Below are 22,519 nucleotides of genomic sequence, written 5' to 3'. Positions count from 1 at the left end.
TATAACTTGGTGACAAACATGCGCGAGTAACGGAATAGCTGTTAGAAAAGAAGTTGCCTATTGGAAGATTGACCAAAAGTCGATCTTCCTTCTTCTGAGGGGATCTATTATGTGGCGTATGAGGGAACGTGATCACGAGGAAGGGTGGTGTTAAAATTTAATGCGAGCAATCAGACATGGTGGAGTTCGGGTTCAATTCGTCCACAATGAAATGGGAAAATAATTTGAAATGACTGTATTATAACAGATATCAGTCCAGCAACAGATGATCAGAAAAGGTATTTTTAAAAAATGAGAATCTCAGAAATTCCCATTTTCCACTCCTCCCACTCCCACTTCAAAAACTCATACAACCGCTCAAAAAGTTCGACGAATGTCTTGAAGGGCATCAAAATACTACAAATCCGCTCAAGCGGATTTTTTTGATGGTAAAATAGAAAAAACCAATACTATTCTTCTCATCATGTTTCTCAAATTGAATCTCAGAATCTCTCTTAGTATCGGTCTCTTAGCGAGTAGCTATATTATGGCTGGATATATCTGATTTCTAGTACTTTCAACTCCCAAGAAGCCAGATGTTACTGCTCCCCCACCCTCCACAGTCCAGTCAATACCAGAAATTGCTAGTTTGGTCGTCGTCGGCGATATCATGCTCTCACGCAATGTGGCTCGACATGCAGAAAAATCAGGAAGGGCTGGCTGGATATGGGAAAATATTGGCTCTTTTCTGCATTTAGCTGATTTTGTCGTCGGCAATCTCGAGTGACCTACTGATGGAACTGAAGTATATTCGTACCAAAAAGTGATGAATTTCAATGCCCTCCCCCACCTGATACATGAACTGCCGGGAATGAATTTTGCGGCACTCAATCTCGCCAATAATCATAGCATGGACCAGGGTGAAGAAGGCCTCAGTACGACTCAAAAGCTCCTATCAGAAATAGGTATTAAAGCATTCGGTGCTGGTAAAACATGAACTGAAGCATGGCAACCACAGATTGTTGAAAGAAACGGAATAAAAATTGCTCTTATCGGTGCATCATACGCCGCATACAATGATAGTGGCATAGGTATGAACGACCGAGTCGCACGAATGCAAGATGCTCAAAAGCTCACTCTCGCAGTACAAGAGGCAAAGAAGAATGCTGATTTTGTGGTCGTGATGATGCATGGCGGTGCTGAATACACTCGCGAGCTAACGAAATTACAGAAAGATTTCTCTCATAGTGCCATAGATGCAGGAGCTGATATCGTGTTTGGAGCACACCCTCACTGGACTCAGGGAGTCGAATCATACCAAGGAAAATATATCTTCTACTCTCTCGGGAATTTTGTCTTTGATCAAGACTTTAGCGAGGAAACAAAAACCGGACTTGCGGTGCAGGTTTCTCTACAAAAAGAAGCTGGTATTACCACTCTTCAGGACATCACCCTTCATCCGATACTCATCGAAAACTACGGACAACCTCGTCTCATATCATGAGAAGCGAAGATAAAATCACTCGCAGATATAGGACAAAAAGAAGATACTTTGAGAATATAGATGTATAAAATTAGTTCTATTTCTATTAAGAATAATACCATAAAAATTTTCTTTGACAATTTTAGCATTTTAATATGATGAATGGAACGTATTTCGCAAAAAATAAACGAAATATTTTTCTATTCCATCATATTTCTCTATGACACCTCCAGCAAATGCAGAAGAAACTCCTCCCCTCTCTGATATCGTACTTCTGACAGCACAAGGACAAACCTGGCTATGACAGGTCCCAGAATGATCACTCTGAGACGTAGCAAAAGCACTTCGTGAAAATATCCAGAGTTTCCCTTGTCTCAGAGATACTGATGATTTAGTAGACACATTGCTAACAAAACTCGATACCGTGAAGACAAATGGGGATTTTATCACCGTGACTGCAGAAATTTTTCGAGTTGTTGGAAAGATACGGAAAGTACTTGAAGCAGACGGGATTCTCCATCATGCTACCGAACCGCATAATCCTCTGATAGCGACTGTTCAGGTACCTGATAGCATACCCGGTGCTACACCGATTGATGCTGTAAAGAGACTCCATGCCAATGCAGAGCTTACTATGATATTGCATTATACAAATCGTGTCCTTGCTATACTCGATGAGACATCTCGCACAATACAGAATCAAATACCAGTAGCATCATCCAAACCTGTAGCCCTGGTCGATGCACCACCGATCAGACTTCCATGAGAAGAGCCATCTAAACAAAGAATCTTGCCTGAAAGCCAAACCAATACTGAAACAAACCCTGAAGAATTTTTATGGTGTGGGGTTAAATTTGATAAACGGATGAAGATGGTACCGATCCTTGCTCAATGGTACATAGAAAGAAAGTGGATTATAACAAATGAGGAACTCAAAAGCGCGTATGCAGAAAAAATAGGAGCTGAGAACATACCAGATGTAAATTTAAACCAATTACTCCGTAAAATTCGTCTCACGTTTGAAGCGGCCAAAAAATCAGTACCATTTGAAAGATGTAAGGGTGGATGAATACGCTTTATATACGATTCTCCTTCGGCAGGTCCTGAAAAAACGGAAACCCCAGCACCAACTCCACCAACCCCTATCCCAGAAAATGAATTCCTGAATCAACCATTTGACCCAAGAATGATTACCCAGAGCCAACCATTGGAAATAAAAGAGTTTTCGAAAGATGCCATAGCAGCTCTCGATCTGGATGAGACGGGTAGGAAGATTCTCACGGCGCTCTTTGATGCAACAGAAGCTCTGCATATCAGCACACTCGCCGAACAATGCACAAAAACCGCCGCAGAAATAAATTCCTATCTTCCTCTCATATTACAGGCACTTTTGACACAATGATTCGCGATAAGGATTGATGTACATAGTGATTGTATCCAGCTTATCAAATAAGTATCATGCTGACAGATATACCAGCTGAAATAATTTCTTTTCCTCAACAGGAGACCTATGAGGCAGTACAGAGAAAAGATGTCCTAAGTGTGATAGGATGTATTCAGGTTCACTTGATGCGGATTGTGGCAATATCACCTCTTATATTTGATGTACAGAAAAACGTCGTCGATCATGTCTTAGTCGCTCTCAGAAGAGAATCCATAACAATCGATACTACTCAGGAACGCACTATGAGAGAACTCATACAAACCGTCTATCGTGGTATGTGTGGTGGTATATTTCACGGGATCGACGTACGAAGGGATGCTATTCAGAGGATGCTCAGAGAGGGGTCTCTTTTGTTTCAAAATATTCTCCTCATAGAAGAAAAGAAACTAACAGTGCTAGACAGAGAGCTATCACCACCTCCTACACATGATGAGTCGGATGAAAGAGCACCAGCAGAAGCTCCCCCTCTTGATCCAGAGCCAGCAAATGATGTGCCAGTGACTACACTTTGAAAAACGACGAAGACTTGAAACAAAGCATCTTCAAAACACACAAAATACTTTCCAGATTCTCCACCCGCCATCCCACAAAATGCTCGTATTAATTGGGAAACAAGGCAGTGGCAAACCTTCTGTCTCTTCTACTGATACGATCGGGAGACAGGTACATTTGATGTAAAAAAAGCTCTTCCAAAAAAAGAGATACCAGAAAAACTGGGTATGAACAATGCTACTGTTGATACAAACATCTCTGTTGCTACCAGATATTTACAAACTTTGGTTCAGAAAACACGTCAAGATGAGAATGAGAAAAAATGAGAAAAACCTCCAACATCTCCTACAATAATCGAAGCTCCTCAACCAGCTCCTATTGCCCCACGACAAAAAGAAACATCAAAACCCAAAAAACCTCGCAAAAAAAGAATGCTTGATTCTCAGCTTCCAAAGAAAAAACTACTTCCTGAAGAAGAGGTAGAAGATGGAGAGGAAGAAGACGAAGCAGCAATACTTGACTGAGACGAAGGCGAAGACGAGAGTGTATCTGACAAAAAAATATGAGATGAAGATGAAGACCAAGATGATTCTTCACCATCACCTGTATGAAGAGATTACAGTGACGGATTGAGTGCCTACAAGCGTCAAGTTCTCAACCATCCGATACTCCCCAATGAGGAAGTAATATTGCTCGGAAAAATCATACAAAGAGCGGTGAGAAGATGTCATCAAGTACCCCTGACCGATGAACTGCTCACGCAAATATGAGAACTCCTCCAATATACGCCTCAAAAAATCTCAAAGAAAATTTCAATTCCAGGCACACGAAGAAGTGTATCTACTTTGAAAGCAAGACAGATACTTACCTGAGAACTCTTGACCACAATCCGCAAAATAGCTTCTGCATTTCTAGAATGAACCTCAACACAAAAAAAACTAGCGGATCTCATCCTCTCGCAGATGAGCAGTGAAATCACAGGTCGGGCTTTGGTTGCTCTCGATAAACTCAAAATACATAATCAAAGACTCGTATTTACTATAGCTCGGAAATATGCTGGTTATGGGGTAGATATACTGGACTTGTGTTCAGCGGGAAATATCTGACTTCATAAAGCAGCTACGCTATTTGACCCCTCTTCCTTTGATAATACATTTTCTACTTACGCCACCTGGTGGATCAAACAAGCTATCAAACGTGCTCTCGACAATGAAGGTAGAACAGTCCGTTTACCAGTCCATCAAATATGAAAAAATACACTATTATGAAGAGTCATCAATTTGATGACAAACGAGCTCTGACGTAAACCAACCAACGAGGAAATTTCTGAGGAATTAGGTATAAAACTCCGGACAATAGTAAGATGGCGAGAAACTATGCAACAAGCTGTCTCCCTCGATGCACCATCGGGTGAAGAAAGTGGTAGTGCTACAAAATGAGACTTCATCGCTGACTCGCATGCTCCAGGAAGTGATCAAGGAGCCATCCTACACGATGAACGGGGTATTGTTACAGAGATTTTACAAGGATTGAAACCTGAGGAACGAGAAATTATCATACAACGTTTTGGTCTGTATGGTGAAGAACCTCACACCCTCGAAGAGGTAGGGCGTCAATTTGGAGTGACCCGTGAACGAATCCGCCAAATCGAAGCAAAAGCTCTCAGAAAAATGCGTAGAAGATTCCCTCATCACAATCCATTTGTAGAGAAAACTCCAGATGCTCCACTTACTGCTCACACTGTCACCCCTAATTTTTCAGTTGATGAGCTTCTTCGGCATATTGCGGAGAAATGCTCCGACCGAGAACAGAGAATACTCATTGCTTCATACTGACTGGGGCAACCAAAACAATCAGTAAGCCAAATAAGCGCAAATGAACAAACACCCATCTGAAAGGTTAATACCATCATAGACAGTGCTCTCAGCAAGCTCCCCATAGAAGTTAAAATTGCACTCAGAAAAATGAAATAAAATAAATATACGAACCACAATAATACAACCCTCTACTACAAATATGCCCCTCTCTCTATCATCATCACCTGACAAACCTCAATTATATGAGTTACCGGCTCTTCGTGATCGTATTTCAGATGATGAGACATTGAGGCAATGGAGAAAGAATCTGCATCTTTCTATGACCACGAAAAAAGATGGGAAGAGAATCCCTACTGCTATTGCTGCATTCCTAGCTGGAGAGCAATCGGTAGTTACTATGATGACAACACTTAATCAACGTACAGACAAAACAAAAAAAAGTAAGTGGGCAACGCTCCAAGCTATTATCAGATACAAAAGGAAGTATTTTAATAATACAGATATAACCGCACAGGACGTGAGGAAAGAGCTCGCAAGTATTGATCGTGACTTTTCATCCGAGAGAACAGTGGTAGATATTATACAGAGTATACGAGAGGATACCGTCGCTGCGCAGATGGTTGAAGAAGCGAGATTTTTAACTCTAGACATTGCTGGCCTTAAAACACCTATTGTGTGACCAGCACGTACAGCGATTATGGCTCTCCTAAAAGAATCACAGCAAAAGAAAGAAGCTGTTGCTCCAGCAAAAACCACTCCAGAGAAACCAACAGAGAAACCTATTGGGTCAGCAATACCTCGTATGGTAGCTCCCGCTATCAATATATCTCGATGACCACTCCCGAGAACTATAGATGCAGCAACCCTCCACCAGATAGGGGTTGCTGTTGTAAAGAGAGTACGTGATTGAATAAATATGCCACCAAAACCAGATAGAATTCAACCAGAACGAAATTTTAGTGGACCACTACATCACGAAGTACCACACAATCAACACCCTACTCGCAAATCAACACCCGAAGTTTTGACTAAACATCGTGATGATATAAGAGAACATGAAGAAGAAATCCGAGCAGCTTGGAAGAAATCTTGCCAAAAAGGTAGTCATGATAGTTTAATCTTTGAGAGTTTTTTAAGAACTAAATATATAGGACTACTCAATACTCTCCAGGCAATCAAAAGACTTGGGGACCATAAAAAATGGGAAAGTGTTTTGAGATATGTATTCGGTGAGGATTTTTTATCACCACAAACACCCACAGAAACAACAGGGGCACCTACGCCGAGTACCCAGCCAAATAAGACTCCTCCTACTCCTCAAAAAATTGTAACCGCAGTCCAACCTGCTCCGGTGAAACCAAATACTCCTCCTCAACCTGCCCCGACCATCGTAAACGAACCACCTGATTACGAGACCCTGGCTCTTGAAATCCTCGAAAATCAGCAATGGATGGCCTTTTTACGTCCTTTATGCCAATTGCATAGTGATAGAAAGTATAGGGATTTTGTAGAGCAATGGTGAGAGTTTAAGAATAATGAAACAGATGATATACAGATGGATCTCTGGGATGCTCTCTGTGATTGCTCGAAAGCAGAAGGTAGTTCCTCAAAAAAAACCATACATATAGCTTTTGAGCTCTGTGGAAAGCTTTTTACTTCAGAAGATGTTGCTCTCTACACCACGAAATATCATTGGAAGGAGAGGATTGCAGAACTTTTGAAAGCAAATGCCCTATATGTGGCTCTGATAAACGATCTAGAGAGTATAAATACGTATGATGCCTTATCGACAAGAATGGAAAAAATTATTCTCACTATACCTCTCCAAGATGATAATTGGTTCCTCTATGAGGAAAGAGTGTCTCCAAAATCATCACTCAAAGATCCCGTAGAGATAGGGCTTCTGAGAGAATACCCTCACGGCAGGAAACCAGCAAATAAGTCAGATTATTTACGAAGTGCTAAAAAAATTGTTAGAAAACTTGGTAAATAATGGTGGGGATAGAATTTTTAGACCCTATTCATACTACAATACTATGCGACACCAACTACCAGAAGATAGCTCCCCTGCTCAAAGAGCCATCAATCAGCTCTGAGCATGTCGATCTACTCTGCAAGACCTCGAACATACTATACAGGATATGGTCGATGATGTTATTATCACAGCAGATAGTGGTGACGGCACAGATCTCCTGATGGCATGGGAGCTCTGACAAAGACGAGCAGAAGAAATATATATGTTTCTGCTCTCTGTCCAAGAAGAAGCAGTAGATTTCACAGAGCATGATTCCTTTGATCGGCTCGAAGGAATCAAAAAAGCTGACTATATAGATGCTCTTCGTGCAATGCAAAAAACTATTAGCAAGCTTCACTCAAAATATCGGTTCTTTCTGATGATATACCATATTTCTCAATCGGAACAGATTATCGCTCTCTTGTGGGAAAATCTTATTTTACAACGCAAGCGACTCTTCTCCTGACAACTCGATGAATCCATCGGAAAACGAGGACTGCCAAAGCTCAGAAAGAGCATACAATGAATTCGTGCTCGACTGAGAAATGAGGTAAATATACTCTTGAAGAAGATAGATATTCTCGTTAAAAATGGTCACTTTTCAGATATGCAACCGGAGAAACAGAATGAGTTTTATGAAATGTGGAAAATACATAGGTTAACTTTGTGATATATAGACAGAGATTAAACTTGCAAAATAAAAAATATAAGTATATTACAATATAAATAATAGATATAGCAATTCTCTTATTGGGATTATTGCTTGTCAAGGTAAACTACTCTACTATGGATCACTCTCGTGTACAAGAACTAGAGCCAACCGAACTCCATCATTCGAATGATATTGATGCGCAAAAATTGTCTGCAGAACTGGGTTTAAAAGAATATACACTACCGGACAGATATTATGCAGAGGCCAGGAGTCTTCTAACTGAATTATATAGCGATATTATTCCTCAAACTCGTAATATTGAAACGATGAATATATGAGACTTTTTGATGGAAAATCAAGATACCATTATGGCAATATTTGATCGATATCCTCTCATGTGGCGATGGCCCCTTTGCTTGTTGCGGGAACACATAGATGCTATAATTGTAACCCCAGCCATGGATTGATTCTCAGAAAAGCAACTCAGAAATCAGCAAGAAGAATTACTGGCATATATATCACAAACAGTTGATAATACTATTGTGGTTCTTTGTTTTGCTATCGTGGTATACAGAGAGAGAAAACATGCTGAAATAAAAGCAAAGTATAAGGAGGTAATTGACGGAAGAGAGGCAATACGAGAATTTATAACTGATGAACTAGAATTTCAAATAACGACTGTCTGGTGAAGACGATATATAAGTCTTATAAAAAAAATTTTATGAGATAATTTCTCAAAAATTTCAAGTGGCTGAACTAATCGATGAAATATGCGAATGTCAGATACTAAGTTTTGACTCTTCGAAGAAGCGAAAAAATGGTGACTGGAACTTCGTAATGAGAAGATATTTATCGCCAATGCAGCTTCTAGTAAAAGACCAGAACTTGATATAGATTGATTAAATTTTTTCTTATGTCAGACTCATATATATGGTTATTCCCCTACTATACAGTCTCTTGCAACACATGAAAACTATAGACCTGTCTGGAAAGTGTGGATGAAAAAATACAGAGAAAAATTACTCGATCCAGAAAGTGAGATTAGTAAGGTGTTCTGTTATGCATTTAGTATTACATGATCTCTATTAGTAGATAATGCGCCTTCCGAGGATACCCGAAAATGTCTGCCTCTTGAACTATATACTCTGCTTGATCGATGGGCAACATCATCAAAAAGAGTTGATAAAGTACCAAGTAAGGTTATTGGAATACTCGCTACTCCCACACCTCCTACTAAAATAGATACTACACCTTCCCTCTTATGAATTATATTTACTCTAGATGCAAATGAACTTCATTTTTCTCAATGATTACCAGCAGAAACAAAGAGAATCGAGATTCGAATCTATAAAAATGGAAAAGTTGCAGGATTTGGTATCTACAATTGAGTTATAAAAGATACTCTTTATCTTTCGAAAGATGCTTTTGCAAATCAGACTATAAGTACCAATAAGCCCCTCTTACTCGGACAACCTCTTGCATATGTTGCTGGAGAGAAATATCAAATAGGTATTACTGTTTGTTTTGAAACATGAAAATCGGAAGAATTTCGTACAGAACACTTTGTTATTCCAAAAGAGAAAAAAGAACTGCCTGTGGTAGCAGAAATATGAGAAAGAGTGGTAAAAGTACTCGCATCAAGCCCTCCTATTCCTCCTCAAACAATAATGGTACCTCCTCCTATTGCTATTGAAGAATCAAAAAGCCCAAAAGAGTCTGAGAAAGAAGATCTACAAACAGCTCTAGAGATGTTTTTAGAAAAAGATGCTAATGAATTACAAAGTTTCTTTTTGGACCATCACCTCTGGGATAAAGAAACACAAATACTCACACTCACAATACCCGTTGAAGAATTGGAAGAAATGGACTATACCCCCAAAAAACTATCCGCAGAAGAATATGGTCCTATGCTACAATGGACAGCGGAGAAGAAACAGAATCAATGGATTACAACACAAGAGACATCACAAAAAATACAAGACTATTTCAGTGTGATATTTCATTTACTCTCTCAACATAGAGAGAGGCAAGAGATAGATAATCAGCTCTCGGCAATAGGTTTTTCTCCTTCAGATACAGATGATAATAGTGCACTCAGAGCAGCAGTTCAGATTGATAAAAATATTGATATCCATCAACTTCTTGCATGAATTAGGGAAATCTCACAAGGTTATTCTAGAGATACTATCCCTTTCAATCTCTATTGTGGAGCATTATCAAAAGATCAAATACCAGAGAGTATTTCTTTGCTCTCAAAAGGAAACTGGCTTGCAGCACTTACCCTAAAACCTAAGATTATAATCGAACTCAGGGCCGTCAAAAAGACACCACTTCCAGATAATGCTACGCTGTTAGCACAAAGAATTGAAAATGCTCTTCTCAATTTTATCTATCAATATGTAAAAAACGGAAAGTGAATTTCTGGTATTATCAGGAGAACAACCGTGCAAGAAAATACGCAAAAACTTCGAAATTCATATCGTCGAGATCTAGACAAGAAAACAGCTCGATTGCTTGTTGAAAATGACGATGAGATTACCTTTACGATTATTGAGGGCATTTCAACCGAATGACTCGCAGAAGCTATATGAATTGCACAAAGAGAATATTGAGTAGAAAAGGTCGCTCTTCTCTATAGAAGAAACACCTACACTTTTGTATGAGACACCTCTATTTGTAAACCTTCTCAAAATCGTTCAGACGAAGACTATGTCAGTCTCAATATTCCTGAAAGAAAAAACATTATCAAAGAACGCGTACTAAGAACACTTTTTAATGGAAAATCTGGCATTCAGGATCGTGCCCCATTTCTCTATGGATCCGCTGTATACCATGCTCTCCGATTTGAAGTCGCTGCTTTCGAAGAGAAGAATAATAGAAAAATTGTTAGAGAAGATATTACTGATAGCTTTCTGGATGAATTTATCCAGATACTCAGATCAAGACAAGTCCTTCTGTCCTATCGAGATTATTGTGCTGGATGGGTAGAGGATCTTACCGGGCTCGTCGCAAAATAAGAATCTCTCTCGTCACGCTCTGTCCCGGTCGTGCATGGAGGAGGTAGCGTCGTCACTGCTGGCAAAGTGGGTCGATATTCCAGTCTGGCGCTAATATGCTGTGAGTTGGCATAGAGATACTTTCTCGTCCGATATTCCACACTGGTAAACAACAGACAATAGTCTGAACGGCAGAATTACGAAATGCAGCAGCAAAGAATTCTCTGTACAGCGTTTCGAGGAGAGTGCGCTCTTTGATTGCAGAGACATGCGTGAGGGTTCATGGAGTAAAATTGTGCCCCAGCATTCCTTCTGTGACAATGACTGTAGGATTCGTCAATTTCTTTGTATCCAGATGCCGTGCATCCTGATAAAAGACTTCAGAATGTATCTCCTCAAAGATTGTGGTATTCTTCGTCGTCGCTCCTATCATATCGTCAGAAATATCAGAACCTAAGAGTCGTATATATCCTGCATGAAATGCTTCAATAAGCGTAGTCCCAAGCCCACAAAATGGATCCCATATTTGAAGCCCTCTCTCCCCTTTTGTCGCCAGATTCAGCATTATCTGCGCAAGTTTCGGTGGCATCATCCCGACGGTCATAGAGCGTTCTCGCCCGATATCGCGATGCGTATAAGCGTCAATATCCTGGACTCCGATGGTCTGAGCGATGATATAGCCAGTATTACCTATGAAAATCATGATCTCATATCAGCGCTCTATCAGTTTCTCGTGAAGTGTTGTGGCTGTTTTTACACGTCCAGTCGTATCATGCTGTACGACTCGGATGGAATGCCCCTGTTTCTTTAGTGCGTCTTTCACTCGAAATACAAGCGTATTCAGTCCAGGAACGAAGGAATCAATCGCAATTCTGGTTTTTTTCTCTGGTTGAAGCACAGGAAGAATAGTCTCCACACATACTTTTTCGAGATCAGCTTTTGCGACACTTTCAGCCAGTATTTTTCCTATTTTTATCGTACCACCAAGAGAGGTTATGAGCGATGAAATGTCTTTCTCAGTTTCCACAAAAGCAAAAATACCCTGTTTTTTGACAGAAAGAAAAAGACTCGAGAGTTCAGCGAGCGAAAGCTCTGGCTCACGACCCAGGAGGAAAACGTATTTAGACATAATTGTTTGTATTGTATTGAGAAACAAGAAAAAACTAAATAAGAGTCATAAAAAAAATCTTAAGTCTTATTTCTGCATCCAATGATCAGTATAAAAAGCTTATTGTATTGGTTCTAATACTTCTAATCTCTCGATAAGCAAACCAGTTCTATCCCTAATATGTGCAATAAGCGTAGAAGCATCGGCAAATATACTGCTGTCTGGAATATTTATTCTATCCTCTCATACGCAGATAACTCTTTCTCGAATTTCGGCAAATACAGTCTGACCATCAATTAATTGTAGAATACCTAATTCTACACCTTCCATTAATCACAAGAATTCTTGTTCTTGAACCGCAGAAGACCACCCTTGAGCTTCAGCCCCTTCTCCAAATACTTGAACTCTTTCCCCGAAACTGCCTCATATAGTAGTAGAAATCATATTTACAGTTAAAAATATAAGAATGTTATTCTAATTGAACATAGTTTATTGTCAAATATATTTAACGGGATTGAGCAACAAAAAACTCCCCCTTTCGGAGGAGCTTAACTGTAAAAGAAAACTACTTAATAGAATCTTTGAAAGTCTTACCTGCCTTGAAAGAAGGAGATTTGCTTGCAGCAATCTTGATCTTCAAAGTAGGCTTTTGTGGGTTAACACCCATTCGAGCTTTTCTGTGAGCAACACGGAAAGTACCGAAACCAGTGATCCCAACAGTATCACCCTTTTTGAGGGCTTTAGTTGTGACGTCGATGAATGCCTTGAGTGCCTTAGCAGCAGCATCCTGTGAGAGACCGGCAGTAGTTGCCATAGTCTTGATAAGGTCCTGTTTCTTCATAAAAAAGAGGGTTAGTAAATAACGGGACGTAGGAAGACTATTGAACTCAAAAGAAAATGCAAGCATTTTTTAGCTGTTTTCGTTTTAAAATGGGACTTTTCTTCTTTACAATGATAAATATTTTATGTATTATAATATATTTTATGCTGTTTGGGTTGTTTTAGTAAGTTTCAAAAAGAGAAAAAGAGCTATTTTATTTGAAATATGAAACAATACGTGATATGATGAAACTATATGAACCAGACAGACTACACATCGCTCACCCAGCTCCTCTCCCAATCGATCACTGGAGATGCTGAAATAATACACGTATGAGATAAGGAACATCCGATAGAAACCTCCTCAGAAAAAACCGTACTCACTCCTGATAATACAATACTTGTAGTGGCTCCTGAAGAAAAAAAGAATACCATAACACCCCCCTCATCATCAAAAGATATCACACCAGAAGCATCCAAAGAAGATCTCATAGAATGAGAAAGAATGTATCATGAAGCATTGGCTTATATCAAAGATGCTATCGCTCCTGCTATGATGAAAGTCACTCCGCAAGATATACAGGTCAATGATACGTTTTGTAAGACGCTCTTTACGTATGCCTATCCGGACTTTCTCGATGGCAACTGGCTCTCACCACTGATTAACTGGGATGCAAAATTTGATGTTTCGATATTTGTCTATCCGACAGATTCTCAAAAAATTCAAAAATACCTCAAAAGACGTCTCACAGAACTCCAATCTGAGAAATATCTCAATCAAGAGAGAGGGCTTACTTCAGACCCCTATATCGATGCACAACTCCAAGATGTGGAAGAACTACGTAATCTCCTCACGCGTGGATCAGAAAAATACTTCCATTTTTCTATCTACGTCACGCTGTACGCTGATGACCGAGATAAGCTCCTCAAGATGACCAATGATATAGAAAATATGCTCCATGGACGTAATATCCTCACAAAACCGGCTCTTCTGAGGGCAGAACAATGATTTACAGCCACAGGACCATTTTGCCGAGACGAAGTATCTGTATATCGAAATATTTCAACAAGAGGTCTCTCGACTGCCTTTCCATTTACGTCTGCGACACTCTCTCAGGACGAATGAGTGCTCTATGGCATCAACACCCACAATAATTCGCTCATTATCTATGACCGTTTCCGTACAGAAAATGCCAATATGGTCGTCCTCGCGAAGTCATGAGGAGGTAAATCGTTTGCAGTAAAACTCGAAATCCTGCGTTCGCTGATGCTCGGGCACGACGTCATCGTCATCGATCCTGAAAATGAATACAAAAATCTCGTCGATACCGTAGGAGGAAGCTATCTCAATGTCAGTATCAATGCGACACAACGTATCAATCCATTTGACCTGCCTCTTCCGTTCAAGGATTATGAGAGTCACCCCGGCGATCTCCTCCGTTGAGGAATTATCAATTTGGTATGACTCTTCAAGCTGATGCTCGGAAAAGTCACCGCCACAGAAGAAGCCATCCTCGAAAAAGCTATTGTTATCACCTATAGTCTCAAGGGTATCACATTTGAAGATGATGATATCGTCGGCAAAGAAATCCCTGTGATGTCTGACCTACTCTCAGTGGTAGAAACTATGGAAGGAGGCAATGAAGTCGCTCAACGACTCGAAAAATACGTGAGCGGTGTCTTCGGTGGACTTTTTACTCAACGTACAAATGTGACACTTGGTGAAGGATTACAAGTGTATTCAGTTCGAGATCTCGATGAGCAACTCCGACCTATTGCCATGTATATCATACTGTCATATATATGGAATGTCGTACGTTCATCAAACCGCAAACGTATCCTCGTCGTCGATGAAGCATGGAATATCATGCAATATGAGGATAGTGGGCGATTTCTCCACGGACTCGTCAAACGAGCACGAAAATATCATCTCGGGGTTACAACCATCACGCAAGATGTCGAAGACTTCGTCAATAATGAACACGGGAAAGCCATCGTCACCAACTCGTCACTTCAGATACTCCTCAAACAATCTCCCGCCTCAATAGATGCCATGCAAAATGTGTTTAAACTCACAGAACAAGAAAAATATATTCTCCTCAATTCCCCAGTCGGACAAGGACTCTTCTTCGCTGGCTCCGAACACGTCGGTATCCAGATACTCGGAAGTTACTTTGAGGAAAAGATTATTACCGCGGGGAATTAGGGAAGTTTCATAGGTTTACTGAGTTTAATAGGTTTCATAGGTTTAATAAGTTACCCAAATCAATAATTCCTTCACTTTGTACTTTGTGTTTTGTATTTTATATTATTAAAATACATACCTTTCTCTAGCTCTAACTTCTGCTCTATCTATTCTATTTCACGACCTGAATATCGATAGCATCGAGCGAGCTCGGGAGTTTCTTTGACCAAAAAGGTGTGAGTCGTATATGGACATCCTTTATGTATGGATGGTTGAGGAGGGTTTTTTCCACTCTGTCCTTTTCTGCTGAGAGGAGGTCGGAGAGGATATTTTGTACCGTCTTTTTCCCAGCTGTGCTCTCGAAATCATAGAGTACTTGGATCTCTATCTGCGCTGTCGCTTTGATGGAAAATGGATCTGGATCTTTTGACCGAGAGAGCACTGAAACGATTACCGGTGGCTGAAAAGTATCCGTATAGGACTCCACTCCGCGGAGCAGATGTGATTGTGCGAGTTTGACGAGAATTTTTCTGAGATTATTTTTGTCATAGAGATACATGAGAAATTCTCCTTTCCCCGTAAAAGTGATCTCCGGAGCTGTCGATCCTACCGCCTGATCAGATTGGATGTCTATCTGAAAAGGAGTAATCGCTTCTGAAAGAGGAAGAGGAATAAAATCAGCATTTGTATTAAAATTTTTCTCAATACTTGCCTGGGCTGCTGTGAGAAAATATTCATGAAACTGTTTCTCTATGCGCTTTTTTTCTTCTTCTGTGAGGAGAGGAAAGAATCCATCTTCTCCGCCTCGGAAATCCTCAGTACTGATGACTGTGACACCCTCGTGAACCTGTGGTTCAAGTCCTGGGAATTTCAGCTCGGTACCAGCTGGTATATTACCTTTTACACCTATAAGTCCGGCTGTGCCCATAGCATCTGCCATGACGCCAATGGTTATCTCTCCAGGAATTGAATCCTGGGCTGCTGGTATCTCCAGCCATCCTTGTGTGCGATAGATCACATCTTCAAAAGCAACACGAGTTTGTGGTTTGAGTTTCAGAGATTCTGACCGAGTATTTGTGATCTTTATCTTCCCTGAGGCACGACGAACTCTCGATATATCATAGGTTGTCACAGTATATTTTTTTTGTATTTCAAAAGGAGAAATCTGTTTACGGAGAGGTACTTGTGTCTCGGCCGTGATGGAGTCTTCGGACATAAAAACGATATTTCAGATGGCATTTTGGAGAGTGACTTGTGGACTAATCATAATGGTCGCATGAGGACTCGTAAGACTCACGATACCGATAATCAGGAGGAGTACCACGACGATGCCGAGAAAAAGCACGTACCAAGAAGAATGTCTCACAGTAAAGATATCAAGCTTTTTTTTAGGAGTTTTGTCTTTCATCCAGGAGATGCTCCGCCCCAACCAACGAGAACTACAAAAACGAATATAATCCAATGGTCATAGATTTTCATGGAGGATATCGGCACCTTCTGGGAGAATATCCTGAATCCTCTGCAGAGAAATATATGATGAAAATCAATACTGCTTCAAGAGAAGACGAATACGCTGGTCCCGACAGATACAGATGATATGTTTATGCGGAAATAATCTCGCAATAAGAGCGATATGATACCAACCAGCATGTGAATGACGACCAATTTGTATGACTACTTCATGCTCCAGAGATGGTAGCGAAAGGCCCTCTATGAGTTTCAAAAAATCACTCGGATGTGTCCAATTAAGTATTTTCATGAGGAGTAATAAATACAGAACGTACGAGGGCTAGGAGTGGGTGCGGATGAATAGAAAAAAGCGGGTCAAGGGTATCACAATAATGAAGCCAATGATTGGTGGGATCAATATGGAGTTTTTCAAATGTTGCGTTTTTTTGAACCCATGGAGAGAGTCATCCGTTTGAGATAATGCCCTGAAGAAGATGCACCGGTCACTGACTAGAGAGAGAAATATGGGAAAAATTCCATTGCAATCAAAACCGCTCAAAAAGTACCTGAAGTGATGCTTGGAGCATAGTAGTGTATATCCTATATTCCTCATAGGTTTCGATCGTTATATAGTCATCCTTCATCAGGAGTGATTCTCGCTCAAGTGGCGAAAGATAGAGAGCGAGATATTCATCGAGCACCTTCCATCCAAAAGGAATGGACTGCACTTCATGGACCTGTTTTCCGATATGGAGCATCACAGAAGTTGCATCATATCCGAGATGGATATGGAGATGACTCTCATGAAATGTCTTTTGATTACACAGGTGATTGAGAAATACGACCGAGAGTGGAACACACGTCAAAAGTGTACACCCAGCGAGCTCGATACTTCTTCGGATACCATCGATAAGAAATTTGTTGCCGTAAAAAAACAAACACCCCAGTGTCACGTGCGATGCCATCTTGCCAATAGGAAAAAGATGATGTTTTTTATCGAGCGCAAGATGTGTCAAAAAGAGGGACAGCAGACGACGATCCTGATCGAGATACCCGGAATCCTCTACCCATATTTTTTTGGCTTGATGATCTGCCTGTCTGAGAAGCTCTCGTGCATAGCCATTGATCTCTTCTATATCCACTGGATAGGCAGAATTGGATCGCGGGAATGTATAATTCACAGACGTGGCAACCATACTACTGTGGTCGAGAAACACGCAGACTTCTGTGGGAAGCTCTGGGACTTTTTCAGACAGCTGTTCACAGGCCTGTAAGAAGTTTCTCTCAAAAGTATGCGGATGAAATCCACGCTCATGAGGCGCAAAAAATGTCCTTACGCTATGAACGAGTTTTGGTTTTCTCTTTTCGAACGTCAGAACGCCAACCGTCAATGAAAATGGATCGTAATCAGCTACGAGATACGATTGATTGTCTTGAAGAAAATTAGTATGAAACATTATACAACAATTTTAAAATCACTTTTTATATCCTGCATCTTCTCGGCTCTGTACTACAGTGGAAATCCCATATTCGTAATATGATCTTCCCTACCGATTTGCACGAGATATTTGCGAGCTTCCTGGATATTTCCTTGTGTCAAAAGTGCGACTCCCAAATCCTCCATAATGAGCTCATCTTCTGGTGCAATATTGAGGGCTCGCTGGAGGAGAATAACGCCCTTTTTGATATCGCCAATCATCGTATATGCCCAACCGAGATTGCGAAGCACTTCTGGATTGTTGGGTGATGTGATATTGGAACGTTCGAGAAATGATATTGCCGTCGAAAAGTCATTATTGATCAGCGCCATATACCCTCGTAGATACAGACCTGTCGAAGAATTTTTTTGCAGAGTTTCAGCATGATCGAGAGCGAGAGTCGCTTTATCATACTCCCCCTCATAGATATAGACGTCAGCCAATTCTTCATAGAGCTCATATCTGTCGAGATAGCGTGCAATAGCTCACTCAAGTACGACACGTGCTTCGGAATATCGCTTCTGTTCCTTGAGTTCTTCGATACGATCGATGATGGGAAGAGGTTGTCGAGTCATACTCCTTATTATAGAAATTTTTGCCTGAGTACAAGTTTTTTGAAAGAAAAAGGAACTCCCTACGTATTACCAGATAGAGACGAAAAAGTATATATAACTTTTGGAGTTCGCAGATTGTTTGCCATCATTTTTGATCACACTGCACATCCATACATCCTTTTTTTCTTTTATCGTTTTATTTTATTCCCTACCTATTATCTATGAACAAAAAAATTCTTACCGCATGAGTAGCTTTTGCTACTATTGCACTCACCACATTGACATTTGCATGAGTAAAAAATGCCCTCCCAAACAAAGCAGATTTCACGGCTGTAAAAACTGCTGTTGAAACAAATAATTATGCGGGACTTTCTGCGACAGCGAAAGCAAAAATCACGGAAGCACAGTTCGCAAAGATGGTAGCAAAAAACACCGCCCGAACTGCTGAAGACAATGCTATTACAGCTGGAGACTACACAGCATTTCGTACGGCTAAAATCGCTCAAATACCCGATGAAGCGGAATTCAAAGATATGGTAGCTATCCATGCAGCTCAAGCAACCGCTCAAGCTGCTATCGAAACAGCTATCAAAAATAATGATTTCGCTGCATTCCAAAAAGCACATACAGACCTGCAAGCAGCGATGACCACACTCAAAGGTAATAATCCAGGTTTTGAATGAAAAACTCCTGACGCAACTCAGATGAAAAAGCGTTTTGATCAAATGGTAACACGATACAAAGCTGATGGTACCCTCCCAAAATGACCTGGGAAAGAAGGTATCATGGGTCGTGGTATGGGCGGTATGATGTGAGAAAATGGAAACCACATATGAAAGGACAAAAACCGTGGTAATAGAGACAAAGATTAGTCTCCTCCAATCCCCCACCAGTGGTGGGGGATTTTTGCTTTTTGCACTCTATCACTATACTTCCTCCATGCAGTGAACTCTTTCTGATAGTGAACTCGTCGCGCAAACACTCAAAAATCCTGATAGCTATGCAGATATCGTCGATAGATATGAAGTGCCTATCGCGCGTTATATCAGACGTATGGTAGGTGATGAACATGAAATGTGTGAGGATATCACACAAGAAGTTTTTATCAAAGCATACCAAGGTCTCAATGGCTATAATCCAAAACTAAAATTCTCAAGCTGGATCTATCGTATCGCTCATAATCTCTCTGTCGATCATCTCCGGAAGAAAAACAAAAAAAATCACCTCAGTCTCGATATAGAAGATGAGGAAAGCCAAGCACTCATACAAAAAATCGCAAGTGATGATAGTATCATCTGAAACCTCCATGCTCACGAAACGAACCAAGCCATACAAACTATTATTCAATCCCTTCCAGATAAATACCGCACCGTCATCATCCTCGCATTTATAGAAGGAAAAAGTTATGAAGAAATCGGCGATATCTTACAGATACCCATAGGCACCGTCTGAACCCTCATCAATCGAGCCAAAAAACAATTTTCTATCCTCACCACAGAGCCACAATTTTCTCATCTTTTCCACTATGTCACAACTTAGCCAAAAAATACTTGCGAAAATCCATTCGCAAAAGATTATTCCTCGATCTAAATGGCGTTTTATCGGTCTCCATGCAGTCCTTTGGATATGTTTTTTTATCACGCTCACTATTGGAATTATCGGAGTATCGCTCATATTTCTCGAGATGGGTATGCCCGAACGTCCCTATATGGAATGGATGCCACTTCCATGACCGATGAGAGTACTCCCCTATTTGCCTTTTTTATGGGGTTTCGGATCTATTGTGTGTGTTATTATTGCCTATTTCGTTTTTTATAAGACAGAGAAGGGGTATCGCGTTTCAACTGTTTGGATAGTCTGAATGCTCATTCTCGGATCCTTCACTGGAGGATATGCTCTCCATAGGACCAAGATCAATTCTCTCGGGGAGAAACAAATGCAACGCCTCGTCCCTCCGTATGGACGAATGCGAGCAGATTTTCAAAAATGAATGCCTCTTCCAGAGCTTGGTCTCCTACCATGAAAAATAGAATCCATCACCGACGATGGCTACACGATAAAAAGTCCTGATAAAAAAATATGGAAAGTCTCTCTGAATTGTAAAAATGAGGAATGCAAGGAAACACAAAAAAATCTCAAAAAGGGACAACCAATGCTCTTTATGGGAGAAATCAAAGAAAATGATACAGAAGATAAAGAAAAGGTATTTGAGGCAACAGATATCAATTCTCCACCTCAAAAAGGATGCAAGAAAAATAAAAAAGACGCATCGTGTTGACGCGCCTTTATGCCTCCAACACCTCCTAGTGGCGAGAATAGAGAATAAATTGTATTATATTTGCGACTCGGAAATGCGAAGTTTTTGTATATTATCTAGTACTAGAGCAATCCATCCTTCGTAGCCAGGTCCCGTATTCTTCTCTTTTCTCCACGTGTAAGAGCACCAGCAAGGAGACGAGTAAATAAATCTCCATGAGAATGATTCTTTTGTGATGTCGCTACAAGTTGTGCCATATTAGCACTCACATATTGAGTTTTATTATTGAGGCGCAGGCGTGCTTCTTCAGTTAATAAGTCCTTTGTAGTATGTATAGCACTATGTTCAGCAGATGCGAATTGGGAAGACATATTTTTAATTTATTAATTAAAGTAAATATATAGTATTGATATAAATACTTTGTCAATATATTCTTCCTTTTTCTGTCAATTTTTTAAAACCACTTTCCCGTCTTTTTCCAATTCCATTGTATTGGACCATTGGTTTTATCTTTTGCGACAATCATAAAGAGCGTCGTGAATACGAGCACATCCAGTAAAAATCTCCATTCATCCCGAGACGTCGGAATCGTAGAAATCTGAGTATCCGTGAAACCATTTACATAGGCCGATACGTAGAGGATGCCCACAAAAATCAATGTCATCACCCACCCCTGCCAAGAGATAGGAACTAAACCATATCCAAAGTATTTGGGTCGAAACCAGTATTTTGTCATAGAGAAAAATTAAGAAAGAGGACAAGAGTGACACTCTTGCTATAAGCATAGACCAAAAAATAGTATTGCAAGAACATATAAACATCTTTTTATAAAAAAGACGCGATTCTGAATTGGGTTTTTAGGGGACAAACTGTTTGAGCGGAATGACTTGCAGAATTGTGATGAACCTGGAACATAGCGAGTTTTTGTCCCCTAAATCATTTTGGTACTTTTGTGAGCAAAAGTACAAAGCGAAGCCAAAAATTGGAATAGAAAGATTTTTATTATTCTATGGGTTTTCCATTTCTCTGGGTGATCACTCCATCCTTGAGCGTAATATTGTCACAGGGATGTCCCGCATGTCTCAAAGTTCATTCTCAGAGTACACTTCATGACACAAAAGATACCTGTCATTTTTCATCAAACGTCATCGAATTCATAGGTCATGTTATCTGATTTGAGAGAGAATGACGAGGATTAAGAACCATATGATGTCATTCAACAGATGTGATTTTCCCATCTTTGATAGAAATCTTTGAAATAATACCACCCGCAATCACTGCATGTATAGATGCTTCCATTCATTTTGGCACAGTAAGGCCTCGTGTATCATCTGCTGCCCGATGCGGATAAGCAATAGGAGCAAGTTTCATTTCCATCATTACCAATTTTCCATTAGCATCAATACCCATCATCTCCCCCTCCTTCACCTGGAGAGTGATTCAGCCAATCGTATAGGTACCATCCTGTGAAAATGTCATAAAGAGAGTATTTTCTGGTGGTCTATTGCTATATACTACAGTGCAGATATATGGCGTAAGTGCATTGAGTACAGCGTCTTGTTCCGGATTATGAGTTACTTTTCAGAAGACATGATATTTTTTCGCATGCAGAGCTTCTTCTGTTTTATTATGTTGTAAAAATTCTGCTGTTTGAGTATGTCGGAGGACTTCTTCTGTTTTATCTTGTGTAGCATTTGTAGCATCTGCTACGGGTTCTGCTTGAGGATCGGCAGACGAGAATGCTGCACTCGCAGTCAGCGCAAGGACTGTTCGGGAAAAAAGATTCATAGAC

Annotated in this window: 19 protein-coding genes; 10 read left to right on the top strand and 9 right to left on the bottom strand. The window is 40.3% G+C overall.

Annotation, left to right across the window (positions count from 1 at the left end; translation table 25 throughout):
• The first annotated feature begins 265 nt into the window (after positions 1–265).
• From WC753_04300 to WC753_04275, 6 genes are all read left to right on the top strand, one after another.
• Positions 266–1,543, top strand: coding sequence for a CapA family protein (locus WC753_04300; protein MFA6080668.1), 1,278 nt, complete (start codon positions 266–268; stop codon positions 1,541–1,543).
• Between the two features lie 139 nt (positions 1,544–1,682).
• Positions 1,683–2,915 carry a hypothetical protein gene (locus tag WC753_04295; GenBank protein MFA6080667.1) on the top strand — a complete coding sequence of 411 codons (1,233 nt, stop codon included), beginning with the start codon at positions 1,683–1,685 and terminating at the stop codon, positions 2,913–2,915.
• A gap of 5 nt (positions 2,916–2,920) precedes the next feature.
• Positions 2,921–5,371, top strand: coding sequence for a sigma-70 family RNA polymerase sigma factor (locus tag WC753_04290; GenBank protein MFA6080666.1), 2,451 nt, complete (start codon positions 2,921–2,923; stop codon positions 5,369–5,371).
• 43 nt (positions 5,372–5,414) lie between these two features.
• Positions 5,415–7,208 carry a hypothetical protein gene (locus tag WC753_04285; protein ID MFA6080665.1) on the top strand — a complete coding sequence of 598 codons (1,794 nt, stop codon included), beginning with the start codon at positions 5,415–5,417 and terminating at the stop codon, positions 7,206–7,208.
• 43 nt (positions 7,209–7,251) lie between these two features.
• Positions 7,252–7,917 (top strand): hypothetical protein, encoded by a 666-nt coding sequence (locus WC753_04280; GenBank protein MFA6080664.1) that lies wholly within the window; start codon positions 7,252–7,254, stop codon positions 7,915–7,917.
• Positions 7,918–8,015: 98 nt separating this feature from the next.
• Entirely contained in the window at positions 8,016–10,898 is a 2,883-nt protein-coding gene (locus WC753_04275; GenBank protein MFA6080663.1) for a hypothetical protein, read from the top strand.
• On the opposite strand, the gene WC753_04270 is transcribed toward WC753_04275, so the two are convergent.
• The 3 genes from WC753_04270 to WC753_04260 all read right to left on the bottom strand — a co-directional run bounded on the left by WC753_04270 (position 10,876) and on the right by WC753_04260 (position 12,826).
• Positions 10,876–12,006: a hypothetical protein gene (locus WC753_04270; GenBank protein ID MFA6080662.1), complete on the bottom strand. Its 1,131-nt coding sequence runs from the start codon at positions 12,004–12,006 to the stop codon at positions 10,876–10,878. The genes WC753_04275 and WC753_04270 overlap by 23 nt on opposite strands.
• A 99-nt stretch (positions 12,007–12,105) precedes the next feature.
• Positions 12,106–12,429: a hypothetical protein gene (locus WC753_04265; protein MFA6080661.1), complete on the bottom strand. Its 324-nt coding sequence runs from the start codon at positions 12,427–12,429 to the stop codon at positions 12,106–12,108.
• 121 nt (positions 12,430–12,550) lie between these two features.
• A complete protein-coding gene (locus WC753_04260; protein ID MFA6080660.1) occupies positions 12,551–12,826 on the bottom strand; it encodes an HU family DNA-binding protein in 276 nt (91 codons plus the stop codon).
• 204 nt (positions 12,827–13,030) lie between these two features.
• Here WC753_04260 and WC753_04255 point away from each other — a divergent pair, with 204 nt between their 5' ends.
• Positions 13,031–15,010: a DUF87 domain-containing protein gene (locus WC753_04255; GenBank protein ID MFA6080659.1), complete on the top strand. Its 1,980-nt coding sequence runs from the start codon at positions 13,031–13,033 to the stop codon at positions 15,008–15,010.
• Between the two features lie 151 nt (positions 15,011–15,161).
• Here the strand turns inward: WC753_04255 and WC753_04250 are convergent, their stop codons facing one another.
• Genes WC753_04250 through WC753_04240 form a run of 3 tightly spaced genes read right to left on the bottom strand, consistent with a single transcriptional unit; the run spans position 15,162 to position 18,491 of the window.
• A complete protein-coding gene (locus WC753_04250) occupies positions 15,162–16,748 on the bottom strand; it encodes a hypothetical protein (GenBank protein MFA6080658.1) in 1,587 nt (528 codons plus the stop codon).
• Complete coding sequence (locus WC753_04245) at positions 16,735–17,895, bottom strand: hypothetical protein (GenBank protein MFA6080657.1); 1,161 nt, start codon at positions 17,893–17,895, stop codon at positions 16,735–16,737. Before WC753_04245 ends, WC753_04250 begins: the two co-directional genes overlap by 14 nt.
• Before the next feature lie 53 nt (positions 17,896–17,948).
• Positions 17,949–18,491, bottom strand: a complete 543-nt coding sequence (locus WC753_04240; GenBank protein MFA6080656.1) for a tetratricopeptide repeat protein — start codon at positions 18,489–18,491, stop codon at positions 17,949–17,951.
• Positions 18,492–18,691: 200 nt separating this feature from the next.
• On the opposite strand from WC753_04240, the gene WC753_04235 reads away from it, so the two are divergent.
• The 3 genes from WC753_04235 (at position 18,692) to WC753_04225 (ending at position 20,796) form a co-directional block, all read left to right on the top strand.
• Positions 18,692–19,342, top strand: a complete 651-nt coding sequence (locus tag WC753_04235) for a hypothetical protein (GenBank protein MFA6080655.1) — start codon at positions 18,692–18,694, stop codon at positions 19,340–19,342.
• Between the two features lie 67 nt (positions 19,343–19,409).
• Entirely contained in the window at positions 19,410–20,009 is a 600-nt protein-coding gene (locus WC753_04230; GenBank protein ID MFA6080654.1) for a sigma-70 family RNA polymerase sigma factor, read from the top strand.
• Positions 19,996–20,796, top strand: coding sequence for a hypothetical protein (locus WC753_04225; protein MFA6080653.1), 801 nt, complete (start codon positions 19,996–19,998; stop codon positions 20,794–20,796). Before WC753_04230 ends, WC753_04225 begins: the two co-directional genes overlap by 14 nt.
• Positions 20,797–20,849: 53 nt before the next feature.
• Here the strand turns inward: WC753_04225 and WC753_04220 are convergent, their stop codons facing one another.
• From WC753_04220 to WC753_04210, 3 genes are all read right to left on the bottom strand, one after another.
• Positions 20,850–21,098 (bottom strand): hypothetical protein, encoded by a 249-nt coding sequence (locus WC753_04220; GenBank protein ID MFA6080652.1) that lies wholly within the window; start codon positions 21,096–21,098, stop codon positions 20,850–20,852.
• Positions 21,099–21,181: 83 nt separating this feature from the next.
• Positions 21,182–21,463 carry a hypothetical protein gene (locus WC753_04215; protein MFA6080651.1) on the bottom strand — a complete coding sequence of 94 codons (282 nt, stop codon included), beginning with the start codon at positions 21,461–21,463 and terminating at the stop codon, positions 21,182–21,184.
• A 266-nt stretch (positions 21,464–21,729) separates the two neighbouring features.
• Positions 21,730–22,515: a hypothetical protein gene (locus WC753_04210; GenBank protein MFA6080650.1), complete on the bottom strand. Its 786-nt coding sequence runs from the start codon at positions 22,513–22,515 to the stop codon at positions 21,730–21,732.
• Between the last annotated feature and the right edge of the window lie 4 nt (positions 22,516–22,519).

It is taken from the genome of Candidatus Gracilibacteria bacterium (assembly GCA_041660965.1).
In the GTDB taxonomy this organism is placed as follows: Bacteria; Patescibacteriota; Gracilibacteria; order BD1-5; family JAGOOR01; genus JAGOOR01.
This window is presented reverse-complemented; position numbering and strand designations above follow the sequence as displayed.